Source organism: Pseudomonas sp. W5-36 (genome assembly GCF_046540455.1).
GTDB classification, from domain to species: domain Bacteria; phylum Pseudomonadota; class Gammaproteobacteria; order Pseudomonadales; family Pseudomonadaceae; genus Aquipseudomonas; species Aquipseudomonas graminis_B.
Genome location: NZ_JAXCIQ010000018.1, coordinates 31,130 through 48,602 on the forward strand (window position 1 = coordinate 31,130; position 17,473 = coordinate 48,602).

General features: G+C 62.4%; 15 protein-coding genes and 2 pseudogenes. 4 read left to right on the top strand and 13 right to left on the bottom strand.

The features are described from left to right. Nucleotides 1-40: 40 nt before the first annotated feature. The 13 genes and pseudogenes from pstB to cydP all read right to left on the bottom strand — a co-directional run bounded on the left by pstB (nt 41) and on the right by cydP (nt 11,880). Nucleotides 41-820: a phosphate ABC transporter ATP-binding protein PstB gene (pstB, locus tag SLW74_RS22605; protein ID WP_065988537.1), complete on the bottom strand. Its 780-nt coding sequence runs from the start codon at nt 818-820 to the stop codon at nt 41-43. Continuing rightward, entirely contained in the window at nt 820-1,698 is an 879-nt protein-coding gene (gene pstA, locus SLW74_RS22610) for a phosphate ABC transporter permease PstA (RefSeq protein ID WP_065988538.1), read from the bottom strand. The genes pstB and pstA overlap by 1 nt, the downstream gene beginning before the upstream one ends. After that, nucleotides 1,695-2,690 (bottom strand): phosphate ABC transporter permease subunit PstC, encoded by a 996-nt coding sequence (pstC, locus tag SLW74_RS22615; protein ID WP_065988539.1) that lies wholly within the window; start codon nt 2,688-2,690, stop codon nt 1,695-1,697. The genes pstA and pstC overlap by 4 nt, the downstream gene beginning before the upstream one ends. A gap of 70 nt (nt 2,691-2,760) precedes the next feature. After that, on the bottom strand, nt 2,761-3,780 hold the full coding sequence (pstS, locus tag SLW74_RS22620; RefSeq protein WP_065988540.1) for a phosphate ABC transporter substrate-binding protein PstS: 1,020 nt from the start codon (nt 3,778-3,780) through the stop codon (nt 2,761-2,763). 413 nt (nt 3,781-4,193) lie between these two features. Continuing rightward, nucleotides 4,194-5,084 (bottom strand): class A beta-lactamase, encoded by an 891-nt coding sequence (bla, locus tag SLW74_RS22625; RefSeq protein ID WP_410930186.1) that lies wholly within the window; start codon nt 5,082-5,084, stop codon nt 4,194-4,196. Nucleotides 5,085-5,260: 176 nt separating this feature from the next. Beyond that, nucleotides 5,261-5,464: a hypothetical protein gene (locus SLW74_RS22630; protein ID WP_192130202.1), complete on the bottom strand. Its 204-nt coding sequence runs from the start codon at nt 5,462-5,464 to the stop codon at nt 5,261-5,263. Nucleotides 5,465-5,493: 29 nt separating this feature from the next. Continuing rightward, nucleotides 5,494-7,551, bottom strand: a complete 2,058-nt coding sequence (locus SLW74_RS22635) for a pyridoxamine 5'-phosphate oxidase family protein (RefSeq protein WP_410930187.1) — start codon at nt 7,549-7,551, stop codon at nt 5,494-5,496. A gap of 28 nt (nt 7,552-7,579) precedes the next feature. Beyond that, nucleotides 7,580-8,202, bottom strand: a pseudogene (locus tag SLW74_RS22640) (glutathione S-transferase family protein). Nucleotides 8,203-8,506: 304 nt separating this feature from the next. Beyond that, nucleotides 8,507-8,809, bottom strand: coding sequence for a cyd operon YbgE family protein (locus SLW74_RS22645; protein ID WP_296308818.1), 303 nt, complete (start codon nt 8,807-8,809; stop codon nt 8,507-8,509). Then, nucleotides 8,799-8,915: a cytochrome bd-I oxidase subunit CydX gene (gene cydX, locus SLW74_RS22650; protein WP_065988546.1), complete on the bottom strand. Its 117-nt coding sequence runs from the start codon at nt 8,913-8,915 to the stop codon at nt 8,799-8,801. Before cydX ends, SLW74_RS22645 begins: the two co-directional genes overlap by 11 nt. Before the next feature lie 25 nt (nt 8,916-8,940). Then, complete coding sequence (gene cydB / locus SLW74_RS22655; protein WP_410930188.1) at nt 8,941-10,083, bottom strand: cytochrome d ubiquinol oxidase subunit II; 1,143 nt, start codon at nt 10,081-10,083, stop codon at nt 8,941-8,943. A gap of 10 nt (nt 10,084-10,093) precedes the next feature. Continuing rightward, the gene (locus SLW74_RS22660) at nt 10,094-11,686 is read right to left on the bottom strand and encodes a cytochrome ubiquinol oxidase subunit I (RefSeq protein WP_065988548.1); all 1,593 of its coding nucleotides are present in this window, start codon (nt 11,684-11,686) and stop codon (nt 10,094-10,096) included. Continuing rightward, a complete protein-coding gene (cydP, locus tag SLW74_RS22665) occupies nt 11,683-11,880 on the bottom strand; it encodes a cytochrome oxidase putative small subunit CydP (RefSeq protein WP_410930189.1) in 198 nt (65 codons plus the stop codon). Before cydP ends, SLW74_RS22660 begins: the two co-directional genes overlap by 4 nt. A gap of 808 nt (nt 11,881-12,688) precedes the next feature. Between cydP and SLW74_RS22670 the strand changes: the two genes are divergently transcribed. From SLW74_RS22670 to SLW74_RS22685, 4 genes and pseudogenes are all read left to right on the top strand, one after another. After that, nucleotides 12,689-13,486 carry a substrate-binding periplasmic protein gene (locus SLW74_RS22670; protein WP_410930190.1) on the top strand — a complete coding sequence of 266 codons (798 nt, stop codon included), beginning with the start codon at nt 12,689-12,691 and terminating at the stop codon, nt 13,484-13,486. 2 nt (nt 13,487-13,488) lie between these two features. Then, on the top strand, nt 13,489-14,847 hold the full coding sequence (locus SLW74_RS22675) for a diguanylate cyclase domain-containing protein (RefSeq protein ID WP_410930191.1): 1,359 nt from the start codon (nt 13,489-13,491) through the stop codon (nt 14,845-14,847). 15 nt (nt 14,848-14,862) lie between these two features. Continuing rightward, nucleotides 14,863-15,603, top strand: coding sequence for a substrate-binding periplasmic protein (locus tag SLW74_RS22680; protein ID WP_065988551.1), 741 nt, complete (start codon nt 14,863-14,865; stop codon nt 15,601-15,603). A 241-nt stretch (nt 15,604-15,844) separates the two neighbouring features. Beyond that, a pseudogene (locus SLW74_RS22685) lies at nt 15,845-17,473 on the top strand (phosphoethanolamine transferase).

Here is a 17,473-nt window from a genome sequence, read left to right on the forward strand (position 1 = left end):
GTCCCACTAAAACCTTTTACAGCGCCAGCAATACCCTCAATCAGCCAAAACGACCGGTGATGTAATCCTCGGTCTGGGTCTTGGATGGCTTGGTGAAAATGGTGTCGGTGTCGCCGTGTTCGATCAGTTCGCCCATGAACATGAACGCGGTGTAGTCCGAGCAGCGCGCGGCCTGTTGCATGTTGTGGGTGACGATGATCACGGTGAACTGCTCTTTGAGCTCGGTGATCAGCTGTTCGATGCGACCGGTGGAGATCGGGTCGAGGGCTGAAGTCGGTTCGTCCAGCAGCAGCACTTGCGGGCGCAGCGCGATGGTGCGGGCGATGCACAGGCGCTGTTGCTGACCACCAGAGAGGCTCTGGGCGCTCTGCTTGAGCTTGTCTTTCACTTCATCCCACAACGCCGCGCCGCGCAGGGCCTGCTCGACGCGCTCTTCCATCTCGCGACGAGAAAGTTTCTCGTGGTGACGCACCGCGTAGGCGATGTTGTCGTAGATCGACATCGGGAACGGCACCGGCTTCTGGAACACCATCCCGACATTGCTGCGCAGGCGGTTCATCGAGTAGCCCGGGGCGAGAATATTCTCACCGTTGAGCATCACTTCGCCTTTGGCTTCCTGCTTCGGGTACATCGAGTAAATGCGGTTGAACACGCGCAGCAGCGTGGACTTGCCGCAGCCGGACGGGCCGATGATCGCGGTGATGCGCTTCTCGGGGATGATCATGTCGACCGACTTCAGCGAACGCTGAGTGCCGTAGTAGAAATCGAGACCGCGTACCTGGATTTTGGTTTTTTCGTCGGCGAGGGAAAGGTTGTTCATCAGGACGCCCTATTGCGCAAAAGGAGAAGACGGGAACTGAGGCTCAGTACCAGCACAAACATGGTCATAATCAAGGCGCCGGCCCAGGCCAGGGAGTGCCAGTCATCGAACGGGCTCATCGCGTACTGGAAGATCACCACAGGCACGCTTGCGATCGGTTTGAGCAGGTCACTGCTCCAGAACTGGTTGCCGAAGGCGGTGAACAGCAACGGCGCGGTTTCGCCGGTGATGCGCGCCAGCGCCAGCAGAATGCCGGTCACCACGCCGGCCTTGGCGGCACGCAGGACGATCTGCAGCGTCAGCTTCCATTGCGGCACACCCAGCGCAAGTGCGGCTTCGCGCATGGTCGACGGTTGCAGCTGGAGCATTTCGTCGGTGGTGCGCACCACCACCGGGATCACCAGCAGAGCCAGGGCCAGAGCGCCGGCGATGGCGGAGAAACCCACCTGGTGGTTGGTCACGGCGCTGAGGGGCAGGATCACCGCGGTGTACACGAACAGACCGAGCACGATCGACGGCGCCGACAACAGAATGTCGTTGATGAAGCGCACCGCGTTGCCCAGCTTGGTGTTGCGGGCAAACTCTGCCAGCCAGATACCGGCCATCAAACCAATCGGCGTGCCGATCAGCAGGCCGATGCCGGACATCAGGATGCTGCCGTAGAAGGCGTTGGCCAGACCGCCGGACGAGCCCGGTGGCGGGGTCATTTCAGTGAACAGCCGCAGGTTCAGCGCTTCGAATCCGTTGACGATCGTGGTCAGCAGAATCCACACCAGCCACAACAGGCCGAAGGCCGTCGCGGCGCAACTCAGGACCATCGCGATCCTGTTCTTGATGGCGCGTGAGCGGTACAGGTTTTCGTTATCGGCCTTACTCATAGACCCTCCTTGCGCGACAGACGAGAGAGCATCAGACGGGCGATCGCCAGCACGATGAAGGTAACCACGAACAGCAGGAAGCCCAGGGCGATCAGTGCAGAACGGTGCAGGTCGGTGTAGGCCTCGCTGAACTCGTTGGCAATCACCGAAGCAATCGAGCTGCTCGGCATCATCAGCGATGCGGAGAACTGGTGCGCGTTACCCAATACGAAGGTCACCGCCATGGTTTCACCGAGCGCACGGCCCAGACCCAGGAACACACCGCCGACCACCGCCGAGCGGGTGTAAGGCAGGACGATGTCCCAGACCACTTCCCACGTCGTGCCGCCCAGGGCGTAAGCCGACTCTTTAAGGGCGATGGGCACGCTGCGGAACACTTCGGTCATGACCGAGGTGATGAACGGGATAATCATGATCGCCAGCACGATGCCGGCGGTGAGCATGCCGATGCCCAGGGGCGGGCCTTGAAACACCGGGCCGATCAGCGGCAGCGCGCCAAGGTTGTCGTTGATCCAAGGGGCCATGTACTGGGCCATGAACGGGCCGAACACGAACAGGCCCCACATGCCGTAGATGATCGAAGGAATACCCGCCAGCAGCTCCACCGCCGAAGCGATGGGCATGCGCAACCAGGGCGGTGCGACTTCAGTCAGAAAAACCGCGATGCCGAAGCTCACCGGAACGGCGATCAGCAGGGCGAGAAAGGAGGTCACCAACGTGCCGTAGATCGGTACCAACGCGCCGAACTTGCCGTTGACCACGTCCCATTCGGTACTGGTAAGAAATTCGAAGCCAAACGTCTTGAATGCCAGGGCACCGCCCCAGAGTGTCGAGCCAGCGATACTCGCCAGCAACAGCAGCACCAACAGAGCCGCTCCCAGCATCGTGCGCCGAAACCAGGCGTCGTGTCGGTGATCGCGGGCCGCGCGTTTTTCGCTCTCGGATATTGCATCCGGAATCACAGCGGACATGTATTGGGTGTTATCAGTCATGGTAGGTCCACTCGCAAGGAAACCCTGCCATCGAGCGCTCGGTGGCAGGGGTAAGCCGGATTACGTCGAGTTACTTGGTGAACTCGGTTTTCCAGTAGTCTTCGATCTTGCTGACCAGCGATGCAGGCAGAGGTACGTATTCCAGTTTTTCAGCGGCGCTCTGACCTTTTTCCAGGGACCATTTGAAGAAGTCGAAAGCAGCCGCGCTTTTCTCGGCGTTCTTCGGTTGCTTGTACATGATGATCCAGGTGGTCGCGGTGATCGGCCATGCCGTCTTGCCCGGCGCGTTGGTCATGATCAGGTTGAAGTCTTTGGCGTTGGCCCAGTCGGCGGTGTCGGCCGCTGCGGCAAAGGCTTTGGCGTCAGGCTTGATGAACTCGCCAGCCGAGTTTTGCAGTTGGGTGAAAGCGATATCGCTCTTGGTGGCGTAGGAGTATTCAACGTAACCGATCGAGCCCTTGATCTGTTTTACGTAAGCCGCCACACCTTCGTTGCCCTTGCCGCCCACGCCCACTGGCCATTGAACGGCGGAACCGGTGCCTGGACCGGATTTCCATGCGTCGCTGACTTTGGTCAGGTAGCTGGTGAAGTTGAAGGAGGTGCCCGAGCCGTCCGAACGGTGAACCACGGTGATGTTGGTTTCAGGCAGTTTCACGCCTTCGTTCAGTTTGACGATCTCAGGGTCGTTCCACTTGGTGATTTTGCCCTGGAAGATGTCGGCGAGGACCTGCCCGCTCAATTTCACGTCGTTGGCTTTCACGCCTTCGAGGTTGACGACCGGAACGATACCGCCGATCACGCTTGGGAATTGACCCAGACCGCCGGCCTTGAGGTCTTCCGCGGACATCGGGGCGTCGGACGCGCCGAAGTCAACGGTGGCAGCCTTGATCTGGGCGATACCGCCACCCGAACCGATCGACTGGTAGTTGACGCGATTGTCAGCAGTTTTGCTGTAGTCCTGCGACCACTGGGAGATAACCGGGAATACGAAACTCGAACCAGCGCCAGTCACATCAACGGCGTGTGCCATACCCGACAGGCACATCGAAGCCATCAGAAGCGACAGGCGTTTTTTAGTCAGCAGAATCACGGCAATACCTCAACAAGAGAATTTTGTGTGTGTGGTCACAGTTGAAGACCCGAGGCAGATTTAAAACCGGAAACATTTCTGTTTGATGACAGTCTTGAGACCGCGCGCAAAAACGGAGGCGTCTGTCAGCCATTTCTTACAGCGTGTAAATCTGAAGTGCCCGGTTTTGCTGGCCGAGGCTGCAGTTGTCTAGCGGAGGGAATTTAATATCAATGCGCCATATATCGGCGTGAGAGAAAGGCGTTTTTCGGCCATTGAGCGCAACATCGGCCGCAGCAGGCCCGGCCTAAGACCAGCCCAGAGCCGTCATCGGGCGTGGGCAGAGACGACCGGTAGGCTGCGCACGGCCGATTCATCGAAGCAATGTGTATCGAGATTTTTCGGCCTGTCCCAATCCCTTCGAAAGCCAGCCTTTACATCGCTGCGGCAAGTCGCCCGATGTCTGCCATCAGCGCGTTGATCTGATCACCGCTGGCCTTGGAACCGGTGTAATAGGCCGTGACCAGCATGGGACCCCGCTCGCCGGGCCAGATGACGGCGACGTCGTTGCTGGCATTGTTGGCCCCGGAGCCGGTTTTATCGCCCACACGCCAACTGACAGGGACCCCGGCGCGCAGCTTCTTGTCCCCGGTCTGGTTGTTCACCAGCCACGCCGTCAGCTGATCCCGCGAGGCCGGCGTCAGTTTTTCACCCAGCACCAGCATGTTCAGTGTCTGCAACATGGCGACGGGGGTGGTGGTGTCGCGCAGGTCGTCCGGCCGGTTTTCATTCAGTTCGGGCTCACGGCGGTCGAGGCGGGTTTGCGTGTCCCCCATTGACCGCAACCATGCGGTCAACCCTTCGGGACCGCCCACGCTGTCGAGCAGCAGGTTGGCCGCGGTGTTGTCGCTCAGCGTCATCGCCGCCTCGCACAGCGAACCCACGCTCAGCCCCTGCCCGCCCGCATGCAGCTCGGTGGTCGGCGAATACGCCACCAGTTGCTCGGCGGAATAGACGATGCGCCGCGACAGGTCTTCGTGCTTTTGGTCGACCCGCGCCAGCACGCAGGCGGCGGCCAGGCATTTGAAGGTGCTGCACAGGGCAAAGCGTTCATCGCCGCGATGGCTGATCAGGCGCTGGCTGGAGGTGTCCAGCATGGCGACACCCAGGCGGCCGCCGTGGCGACGTTCGAGTTCGGCGAGTTGCTGCGCAATGGCCAGGTCGGAAGACGGCCCGGCGCGACGCTCGGCAGCCAGTGAGGAAAGGCTCAACAACGTGGGCACGGCCAGCAACGACGCGCCGATGAGGGTTCTGCGGGTGATCAAGATGAACGTCCTTGTGAAGGGCAACGAGCGCCGCATGGATCATGGCACTCACCCCGATGGGATGAGTCGCCGGTGAGCCGCTGCGAACGGTGAACAAACCGGCGCACATCATCCGACCAGACGCGGCTTCATTTCAACCGTTGCCGGCGCAAACGTCCTGTTTGCCACCGTTGCCATTATCGCGGCCGGTCGAATCCCGACACCGACCGCACCCACATGAACAGCCGCAGGGTCGCCGGGTTGTCGATGGGCTCGTGGTTTTCTGCAAGCTCGCCGGCCAGGGACGCCAGCGACTGCGGCAACAACCAGGAAATCTCCTGCTCGGTGGCCTGATAGGGCATCGGGGTTTCATCGTTCTCGATCGCTGGCCATGGGTTCATCGCCGTCTCTCCCGCACACGCATGGGTGGTTACAGATCGAGCACCAACGGCCCTGAAGCCGGGACTGCGCAGCAGATCAGTACGTGGTCCGGCGCCGGCTTTTCAGCGGGCGGGACCGGGTAATGCACCTGGCCACTGACGAGCCGGGTCTTGCAGGTGCCACAGGATCCGCCGCGACAGCTGAATTCCGGGTTCAGACCGCGGCTCTCGGCCAGTTCCAGCAAGCTGCCACCGCCGGGCCGCCAGCGCGCTTCCTTGGCAGAACGTTCGAACACCACCGGCACCGCTTCTGTCGCAGCGGGTGGTTGCTCAAAGGCAATCGCTTGAGAATCACCGCTGCGCTTGAGGCTGGACGGGCCGAAGGTCTCGGCATGAATGCGCTCATCGCGAATGTGCATGCCGCGCAGGCCGTCGTAGATCTCTTGGGTAAATGCCGCCGGCCCGCACACATAGAAATCAAAATCGTCGAACGGCAGCAGTGCCTTGAGCAGACCGAGGTCGATGCGGCCGGTCAGGTGAAAATCTTCACCCACACGCGCCGACGTTTCCGGCTGGCTCAGCACGCGGATCACGGTCAACTGATCGCCGGCCTTCGCAATGAGTGTGTCCACTTCTTCGCGAAACGCCAGGTCGACCAGACGACGGGCACTCTGGATGAACCAGGTCGCCCGCCCTCCCCGCACCCGTTTGCCTTCGTAGATGACTTCTCGCAGCATCGACAGCATGGGCGTGACGCCAATGCCCGCACCCAGCAGCACCAGCGGCCGGCGCTCTTGCGGGTCCACCACGAAACGGCCCTGGGGTGCCCGCGCCTCAAGCAGATCGCCGACCTTCACCTGATCATGCAGGTACGCCGAGGCGAGCCCGTCGCGCTTGACGCTGATGCGGAGAAATCCGTCGGACGGCGCGCTGGACAGGCTGTAGGTGCGAATTACCGGCGGCGTATGGCCTTCAAGCGCCAGGCGCAGCGGCAGGTGCTGACCGGCCTTGAACGCGGGCAACCCTGCGCCGTCGGCAGGCTCGAAATAGAACGAACGGATGCCGTCACTTTCGTCCTCGATCCGCGTCACCCGCAGGGGCCGCCATTGATCGCGCAGGGCATCGGCCTGCAAACGGGCGGCGGTTTGCTGCCAGTCGCCGGTCATCAGGCTGTTCGGCGACCACCCCTGAAAGGCCCAGCGTGAGCGCAACGCCGCCGGCCGACGCACCACCTGTTCCACCCGCACTTGCCAGAGCCGTTCGGCGCCCTGGAACGCCGCGATTTCCGGCCCTTCGAGCACCAGCGTGACAGTGCCTGCCACTTGCAACAGCTCGCCGGTCTGGAAATCAACGAACAGCAGACCGGCCTTGGGATTGAGCTGGAAGTTGCCCAGCGTGTTGAAAAACAGGTTGCCGGCGAAGTCTGGAATGGTCAGCACGTCGCCGTCCACCCGCACGAACCCGGTCTGGCCCCCGCGGTGGGACACGTCCACCGATCGATGGGGCTGCGCGCCTTCAAGGTCGACATAGCTGGCGACGAAGAACGTGTCAGCACCACGAATGGTGGCGATGGCGGCGTCATCCAGCGCGGTCAATCGCTGCACAGGGGGACGCTCCGCCACAGCTTTGAGCGGCACCTGCTTCAATGCCCGCAGCTGAATGTACTGCGGACAATTACCATACGAGTGCTCGACGCTCACGGAAAAACCGTTTTCCCACACGTCGCGGATGTGCCCGTTGAGGCGGTTGCGACGGCGGGAGTGCAGGTCGATACCGAGCATGCCCACCGCCGCGCCGGGCGCGAATCCGGCGCCGGCCGGGTCTTCGGCGTCGGGACGTCGGGCGATGTCCAGACGCCTGGCATCGGGTGATTGGATGAAACCCGACTGGGCGTCCAGCAGGCTCGCCCACGGCCAGCCTTCAGGGTCCACGGCGCCAATGATCAGGTACGGCAAGTGCTCGTAGAACTCACGGTGCTGATCGGGCATGTAGTCACGAATGACGCGCTTGCCCAAGGTTTCCATGCGCTCTGCAACGCCGACCTTGGCCTGCAGAGCACGCTCGCCGGAATGCCATGGCGATGCCGTTTCGGTGCGAATCTCGTTCATGGCGCGAACTCCCTGGCATCACGGAGGGTTACTTGACCAGGCCTACTGCCGTGCGCGGCATGGGCGTGAAGCCCGGCAGCTTCTCGATGCGCGCGAGCCATGCCTGCACGTTGCCGTAGTCGTCCAGCGAGACGTTGCCCTCCGGCGCGTGGGCGATGTAGCTGTAGGCGGCGACATCGGCGATGGTGGCGTGATCGGTGGCGAGAAAATCGCGGCCGGTCAGGTGCTGATCGATGACCAAGAGCGTCTCGTGGGCCCGCTGGATCGTGTCCTGGGGATCGAAACCGGCACCGAACACGGTGATCAGACGCGCCCGCGCCGGGCCCAGATAAATCGCGCCGGAGGCGGCAGACAACCAGCGCTGCACCTGCGCCGCGCCCTCGGGATCATTCGGCAGCCAGCGGCCCGAGGGGTCGTACTTCTTCGCCAGGTACACCAGGATCGCCGTGGAATCGGCGACGATGCCCCGTCGTCGTCAATCACCGGCACTTGGCCGAAAGCGTTGATAGCGAGGAATTCCGGCTTCCGCTGCTCGCCCTTGGCCAGGTCGACGAACTGAATGTTCGGTGCAAGACCCAGCAGCGACAACATCAACTCGGCGCGATGGGAGTGGCCGGACAGCGGGAAGTGATAGAGGGTGATGGCGGTCATGGGTGGGCTCCTGAGCAAGGTTCGACTCAGCGCGGGGCGGCGGTGCTGCCGTGGTTGTGCCGCGCTGGTGAAACCGATAGTGGGCCCGACCGCCCGATTGGGGAATCACCAAAAAAGGCAATCCACTGTTTCACTGGGTGAAATGCTGAGGACGACATCGTGTTGCTTTGCCGGCGCGCGGGGCTGACCACCCTCTATAGGCGCCATTCAGAAATATCCCCGGCCTGCTGCGCGCAATTGCCCCGTTGATCGCGCGCAGCCGGCCGGGGGAAACGGCCGAGGCTACTTCTACCTCACAAAGGGCTCACAGCCACTGCCGTGCCGTCAGCCACATCCCATAACCCACGGCCATCAGCGCCCAGGCCAGCAGCGGGTGAAACATCACCCGCCAGGCCAACGCCCGCGGCTCGAAACCGACGCCGTGGACGAACCCTCCGGCCACGCCCCACATGATCAGCATCAGCAGGCCGTGGGAATAATGGCCGTTGGCGTCAAGCATCGACGCGGGGTGAATCAGCAGCACCAGGCTCAGGGGCACGGCCATCAACACGGACAATGTCCGGCCGACGGCGTGCCTGAAGGGTGCGTTCAGCGCTTCAGCGGTCACGGCCGCTCTCCAGCGCGGCGGCGTCGGATGACTCCAGCCACAGCGCGTTGATGATGCCGAAGCTGCAGGCCAGCAACACGCCGAGAATCCAGGCGAAATACCACATGATTGTCTCTCCTCTAAAACGCGGGTCAGTACAGGCCGTGGGGGTTGCGATCGATGTGCGCGGTGGTGACCTTGCCCCACATTTTGGCGTAGCACCACAGCGTGTAGCAGAGGATCAACGGCACGAAGATGGACGCCGCGATCAGCATGATCATCAGGGTTTTATGGCTGGACACGGCGTCCCACACGGTCAGGCTCGACGCCGGGTCCAGGCTCGACGGCATGACGAACGGGAACAGCGCAAAGCCTGCCGTGCACAGCGCGCCGACGATCGCCAGGCTGCTGCCGAGGAACGCCGTTCTGCCCTGCCCCGCACTGGCGCCGAGCAAGGTCAGCAAGCCACCGAAGATCCCCAGCAGCGGCGCGATCACCGTCAGCGGGTGCTGCTGATAATTCGCCAGCCAGCCGTGGTTGCTGGCCGTCACGGTTTTCGCCAGCGGGTTGAGCGCAGCGCCTGCATCGAACGCCGAGGTGATCGCCAGGCCTTGAATGCCGCCCAGCAACAGCCACGCGCCGGCGCCGATGAACGACAGCAAAAACAACAGCGACAGCCACTGGGCCGCACGGCGGGAGCGTCGGGCAATGGCGCCTTCGGTGCGCATCATCAGCCAGCTGCCGCCGTGCAGGCCGAGCATGCTCAGGCTGACCACCCCGGCCAGCAAGCCGAACGGGCTCAGCAGTTGCCAGAAGTTGCCGTGATAACTGGAGCGCAAGGTCTCGTCGAACTGGAACGGCACACCCAGCAACAGGTTGCCGAACGCCACGCCGAAGACCAGCGACGGCACCACGCCACCGACGAACAGGCCCCAGTCCCAGCTCTGCCGCCAGCGGGTGTTTTCCAGTTTACTGCGGTAGTCAAAACCCACCGGGCGCACGAACAGCGCAAACAGCACCAGCAGCAGCGCCCAGTACAAGCCGGAGAACGCAGCCGCGTACACCAGTGGCCAGGCCGCGAACAGCGCGCCGCCGGCCGTAATCAACCACACCTGATTGCCGTCCCAGTGCGGGGCGATGGTGTTGATGACCACGCGCCGCTCGGTGTCGCTGCGCCCGACGTAGGGCATCAGCATCGCTGCGCCCAAGTCGAAGCCATCGGTGAGGGCGAAGCCGATCAGCAGCACGCCGACCAGCACCCACCAGATCATTTTCAGTGTCTCGTAATCGAACATCGGGAATTCCTCAGGCCAGGGCCGGTTGTCTGGCGTCAGCAGCGTTGCCCTGCGCGCCTTGCTCGAAGTGGTAGCGACCGGTGTGCAGGCTGCTCGGGCCGAGTCGGGCGAACTTGATCATCAGGTACATCTCGATGATCAGCAGGACGGTGTAGAAGCCGACCAGCGCCACAATCGAACCGATCACATCCGCCGCCGACAGGGTCGAGGCCGAGAGGTGCACGGGCAGCACTTCACCGATGGACCAGGGCTGACGACCGTGCTCGGCGACCCACCAGCCGGTCTGGGTGGCAATCCACGGCAGCGGCAGGCTGAACACCGCCCACTTGAGCAGCCAGCGCTTGCGGGTCTCGTTCTTGCGCGCCGAGGCCCAGAAGGCACAGGCGAACAGCAGCAGCATGAGCATCCCGCTGAGCACCATCACGCGGAAGGTCCAGAAGATCGACGCCACCTGCGGGATCGAATCCAGCGCGGCCTGTTTGATCTGCTGCTCGTTGGCGTCGACCACCTTGTCGGTGTATTTCTTCAGCAACAGGCCGTAGCCGAGGTCTTTCTTCACCCCATTGAAGGCGTCGAGGGTCTGCTCACTCTTGTCGCCGCCGCGCAGCTGGCCGAGCAAGTCGTAGGCAGTCATGCCGTTACGGATGCGGCCTTCGTGTTCGCGGACCAGGTCCTTGATGCCGGTGACCTGTTTATCCACCGAGCGGGTGGCGATGATGCCCATCACGTAGGGAATCTTGACGGCGTAATCGGTGCGCTGCTCGGCCTGGTTGGGCAGGCCGAACAAGGTGAACGCCGCCGGAGCCGGTTCGGTGTCCCATTCAGCTTCGATGGCGGCCAGCTTGGTCTTCTGTACGTCGCCGATTTCGTAGCCGGATTCGTCACCCAGCACGATCACCGACAGGATCGAAGCCAGGCCGAATGCCGAGGCGATGGCGAACGAACGCCGGGCGAAGGCGATGTCGCGGCCCTTGAGCAAATACCAGCTGGAAATCGCCAGGACGAAGATCGCGCCGGTGACGTAGCCGGAGGCCACGGTGTGGACGAATTTGACCTGGGCGACGGGGTTGAACAGCAGGTCGCTGAAGCTGGTGAGTTCCATGCGCATGGTGGTGAAGTTGAACTCGGCGCCGACCGGGTTCTGCATCCAGCCGTTGGCGATGAGGATCCACAGCGCCGACAGGTTGGAGCCGATCGCCACCAGCCAGGTGACGCTCAGGTGCTGGACGCGGGTCAGGCGGTCCCAGCCGAAGAAGAACAGGCCGATGAAGGTCGATTCGAGGAAGAACGCCATCATGCCTTCGATGGCCAGTGGCGCGCCGAAGATGTCGCCGACGTAGTGGCTGTAGTAGGCCCAGTTGGTGCCGAACTGGAATTCCATGGTCAGGCCGGTGGTGACGCCGAGGGCGAAGTTGATGCCGAACAGTTTGCCCCAGAACTGGGTCATGTCTTTGTAGATTGGCTTGCCGGTCATGACGTAGACCGATTCCATGATGGCGAGCAGGAAGGTCATGCCGAGGGTCAGCGGGACGAACAGGAAGTGGTACAGCGCGGTCATCGCGAACTGCAGCCGGGAGAGGTCGACGACTGATTCCGATATCATTTTGGGTTTTTCTCAGAGGGTGCGGGTGGGGTGCTCAGTAGGTGCAGGCCGGCTTGCACGCCGTCGTCCTTGACTTCGACCGGGGCGTCGAACCAGATGCTGCGGATGCCCATGAGCAGGACGAGTTTGATCAGGAGGATCAGACTGATGTCTTTGGCCAGGGGGTGTTTGAGGAAGTCGAAGGGGCCGGGCATGTTGAGGACTCGTCGGGGTGCGGGGTATTTTTCCTACAGGGCCTTGGTGCACCTTTGATCCAGGTCAAGGAAGCGCGTTTACTCCGGTGTGGCAGAACGCCACAGTTATTTAAAAGCATCTGCCTGGGGGCAGATTGTTTCTGCCTTCGGCGAGTTACTTGGAAAAGCACCCCAAGTAACCAAGGGTGCTTGCTCTCGGTTGGGCCCTTCCTTCGTCAGGGTTCCCTCACTCCGACGACGCTCCGTGGGCCCGCGCCGAACGGACATCCATGTCCTAGCGGCGCTCTCGCGGCATCCCTGCCGCTCGGCCCACTCCGCGTCGTCTGCGTTCGGCCTGCACCCAAGTCGCGTTTGGCGGTGACTCGACCTTTTGTGTACGAAGATCAAAAGCAGATCAAAAGAAGATCAAGAGCTTCCCGGCTGAAGCCGGTCCTACGCACGCGACGCCCTGGTAGGACCGGCTTCAGCCGGGAAGAGGCCGGTCAGGGCAATGGGAATCGGGGGTTGGCGCGGGACTGCCAAGGGGACGGGACTGCCAAGGGGACTGATTTATTTACAGCGCTTCACCGTAAATTAATCTGTCCCCGACTCCCCGTGGCCAAAACCGGCCTGGGCCGACCACCGCCGGTAGGGCGAAGCAACTAAACCGACCGCCACCGCCTGCCCTGTTAGGATGAACGGCAGGATGCCGTCTCAAGTGGCGGATTATTCAGCCGATATTCCGGTGTGCAAGGCAGTCGGTGACGGTTGCGCCGGTGTGTTCACGGCCCGGAATCTGTCGCTTTTGCACCCCATGAGGTAGTTATCGATGACACTCCATTCGCTCATTCACACACTGGGCAGCGCACTCTGTGTGGCGCTGTTGCTGTGCGTGGGGTCTGGCGCGTCGGGGGCTGAATCGATTAACTCGAATGCGCCTAGGGTCGAGATCCATGTCGTGACCGAAGAGCTTGCGCCCTACAACATGACCCGCGACGGGGTGCTCACCGGTATGAGCACCGAGGTGGTTCAGGCGGTGCTGAAGGAGGTCAATGTGCAGGCCCCCATTCAGTCCATGCCCTGGGCGCGGGCTTACGATCTGGCGCTGCACAACCCCAATGTGCTGATCTACTCCATCACCCGCACCGCCGAGCGCGAGCGGCTGTTCAAGTGGGTCGGGACCATTGCCGCGTCGCGCTGGTTTCTGTATTCGTCCGCCCGCCATCCCGTCACGCTGCTGAGCCTGGACGACGCCCGGGGCTGGCAGACCGCAACCGTCAATGAAGACGTTGGCGAGCAGTACCTGATGGCGCGCAGATTCGAGATCGGTCATCAGCTGCAATCGAGCAACCGCTACGAATTCAATTACCAGAAACTGCAGACCGGCCACGTCGACCTGTGGATTTCCGACGAGCTCAACGCTTACTACCTGGCCCGGCAGGTCGGCGATGACCCCGCGCGGACCCTGGTGCAATCCCTGCGCATTAAAGAGCTGGAGGAAGCCGGCGGGTTCAACATGGCGTTCAGCACCGGAACGCCCGACGCCACGGTGCAGCTGTTTCAGAAAGGCCTGAACACCCTTCGCGCCAATGGCACCTACGACGCCATCGCGCGCAAGTGGCAGTGAGCATGCAGAACGAAACGCCTTCCGATCCACCCGGCGCACCACACCCGCCACCGCGCAGCGCACAGCGCACCGGTTCGCTGGCGCGGCGTCTGGTGCTGGCGACGCTGGCGTTTTGCGTGCTGTTCACGGCGGCGACGGTGCTGGTGCGCACCTGGTTCGCCTGGAACACCAACCTGGCGAACATGAACGCCGAGCTGACCCTGATCGATCAGGTGTTCCAGGGCACGCTGTCCAAGGCCGTATGGGAGATGGATGATCAGGCGCTGCAGACCCAGATCGACAGCGTGGCCACGGCGGCGCCGGTGGGCCGGGTCCAGCTGAAAATCCTGCGGCCCGGCCGCGCCCCGGAAATTCTGGAGCGCCAGCACCCCGGCCACACCGGCTCGATCCGCGCCCCGACGCTGCATCGGCAGTTGACCATCGCCCCCTACCCCGGCGCCCGCGAAGTGGTCGGCGAGCTGACCATCGAAGGCGACGAAAGCCTTCTGTGGAAACGCCTGTGGAAAGAAGTCGCGGTCATCATGGTCACCCAGATCATCCAGTCCCTGGCGCTCGCCGGGCTGATCATGGGCATGTTCAACCGCTCGGTGACCCTGCACGTGCGGCGCATTGCCCGGCACCTCGAACACCTGACGCCGCTCAACCTGAAGACGCATCTGACCCTGGACCGTCGCGGCAAGGGGGGTGACGAACTCGACCTCCTCGAAGCGGGCGTCAATGACCTGCAAGACAAACTGGCCGCGCACCTGGAGCGTCAGGCCCATGACGAAATCGCCCTGGCCGCCAGCCGCGACCAACTCGCCGAACTGGTCGAGCAGCGCACCGCACAGCTCAAGGCCGCGAACACGCGACTGGAAGCCCTGACCCGCTTCGACCCGCTCACGGGCCTTGCCAACCGCCGCCATTTCGACGAGCTCAAGGAGCTGGAATTCAATCGCGCCTTGCGTCATCGCCACCCGCTGTCGGTGCTGATGTGCGACATCGATTTCTTCAAGCGTTACAACGACACCTACGGCCATGCCAGGGGCGATCAATGCCTGCGCGATGTGGCGCTGGCCATGAGCGCGCTGTTCTCGCGTTCCGGCGAACTGGTGGCGCGGCTCGGCGGTGAAGAATTCGCCGTGCTGCTGCCGGGCCAGGATGATCAACAGGCGCTGGCGTCGGCCGATCGCCTGCGCGCCCTGCTGCACCGGCAACAACTGGTGCACAGCGCTTCACCGGTCTCGCCTTTCGTGACCCTGAGCATCGGCGTGGCCGAGCTCGATCCGGCGAACATGGAGCACTTCGATCAACTGCTGCAGAGTGCCGACCGGGCGCTGTACCGGGCGAAAAGCCAGGGCCGGGACCGCTGTGTGATCTGAACCGAGAGGGATGCCATGGGAAATAATCATTGTCAGCGCAGCGTTCTGGCCGCTTTCCTGATGCTGTTCGTGGGTCTGAACGCCAGCGCCACGACGCTGCAAGTGGTCACCGAAGACTCCTCGTACAGCGCACTTGAGGGCGACAAGGTGGTCGGGGTCGCCAGTGAAGTGGTCGAGATGACCCTCGCCAAGGCGGGCATCAGCGACTACCACATGGCGCTCTATCCCTGGGCGCGGGCCTATGACATCGCCCGGCTCGAAGCGAACGTGCTGATCTACCCGATGATTCGCAACAGCGCACGTGAGGCGCTGTTCAAGTGGGTCGGCGAGCTGGAACACGTCACACCGTCGTTTTACAAACTCCGCGAGCGCCGGGATGTGGTCGTCAACGCCCTGGAGGACGCCAGCCACTACACCGTCGGGGTCGTGCGTGACGATTCGCGGCAGCAGTACCTGGAGGGCAAGGGTTTCAACAGGATGGTGGTCTCGCCCAATAATCTGGACAACCTGCGCAAACTGATCAGCGGCCAGGTCGAGCTGATTCCCATGCCCGAGCGCGAAGCGCGGGAGCAGTGTGCCGATCTGCAGATCGCGTTCGAGGACCTTGAAAGCGTCTACACACTCGACGAACTGTCCAAAGGTCTGTACGTGGCCCTCAGCGCCAGCACGCCGGACGAAACGGTCCAGCGAATCGCCGCTGCATTTGCCCGGCTCAAGCAGGAAGGCACGGTCGACAAGGTGATCGCGGGGCAGTAGTTGCAGGCCACCGCGAGCGCATTACCGCCTGGGCAACCTGTATTCAGGCCCCGAAAGCCGCTGCCTCGGACATTTCACAAAGCCTTCACAATCGTTTTGGAAAACTCCGCGCGATCTGTCCCCGCCTCCCCCTTCCAGCAGCCATCGACTCGCGCTGCGGACGTCTCGGCACCCCGGATGGAGCGGCCTGGTGAACCCGCACACCCGGCACTGCGCGGCCCCTTATACGGAACTGAATTCGATGGTAAAACCGGTCACGTCCACCCGTCTGGTGATGCTGTTTTCCCTGTGTCTGGTGGTGTTTTACAACCTGGCGACCTGGCGCGCACTGGTTGATCTGGCGCAGCTGCAAGGCGTCAAAGCCATCGCGTTCTATGCCTCGTTTGCCTTCCTGTTGTGGGCCGCGATCACCCTGCTGCTGACGCCCTTCTCCTTCCGCCCGACGCTCAAACCGGTGCTCAGCCTGGTCGCGCTGTGCTCGGCCGCCGCCGCCTATTTCATGAACACCTACGGCATCAGCATCGACACGACGATGATGCAGAACGTGCTCGAAACCAATCCTGGCGAGGCCGAGGCCCTGTTGAGCGGCACGCTGCTTTTCTACCTGGGCCTGCTGGGCGTGCTGCCGATTGCACTGATCTGGTGGCTGCCGGTGACCTATCGCCCCGTGCTGCCCGGGCTGGTCAACAAGGTGCTGGTGTGCGTTGGCTGTGTGCTGGTGATCGCTGCCGCCGTCGGGCCCTTCTACTCGACCTACGCGCCGATCTTTCGCGATGAAGACAAGCTCACCCACTTCATCAATCCGACCAACTACCTCTACGCCATCGGCAAGCTGACCAAGCAGACCGTGGCCATCAAAGAGACCCTGAACATCCAGACCGTCGGCGCCGACGCCGCCCTCAGCCCGCAAGCGCAACAGCGGCCGAAAAAAAGCCTGATGATCTTCGTCGTCGGCGAAACGGCCCGGGCCGACCACTTCTCCCTCAACGGTTACGGGCGGGAAACCAACCCGGAGCTGAAGCAGCAGGACATTCTCAATTTCACCCACGTGGCCTCGTGCGGCACCTCCACTGCCGTGTCAGTGCCGTGCCTGTTTTCGAAGTTTCCGCGCACCGATTACAGCGACAAGAAGGGCAAGACCTACGAGGGTCTGCTGGACATGCTTCAGCGCGCCGGCCTGAAGGTGCTGTGGCTGGACAACAACAGCGACTGCAAGGGCACCTGCCTGCGGGTGCCCCACAGTGACATTCCGAAAAACCAGCCGAGCCCGTTCTGCGACGGCCAGAACTGCCTCGACTAATCGCTGCTGGTGGGTTTGCAGGACTACATCGACTCGCTTCAGGACAACGCCATCATCGTCCTCCACTCCGATGGCAGCCACGGTCCGGAATACTACGACCGCTACCCCAAAAGCCTTGAGCGCTTCACCCCCGTCTGCCACACCAATCAGCTGGGCAGTTGTACGTCCGACGAGCTGAAAAACGTCTACGACAACACCATTCTTTACACCGACCATTTCCTGTCGCAGACCATCGAGTTGCTCAAGCGCAATCAGAACAAGGTCGATGCGTCGATGATCTATGTCTCGGACCACGGTGAGTCACTCGGTGAAAACGGCATCTACCTGCATGCCGCGCCCTACGCCATTGCTCCGTCAGCCCAGACCCACGTGCCGATGGTGATGTGGTTCGGCCACTCGACCCTGGAAGACGCCAGCGTCGATCGCAGCTGCCTGGCCGCCAAGCAAGACCAGCCGGACTTGAGCCATGACTACCTGTTTCATTCGGTGCTAGGCTTGCTCGGCGTCACCACCACGGAATACCAGCCGGCGCTGGACCTCTTTCACAGCTGCAAACGCGACAAGGGATGA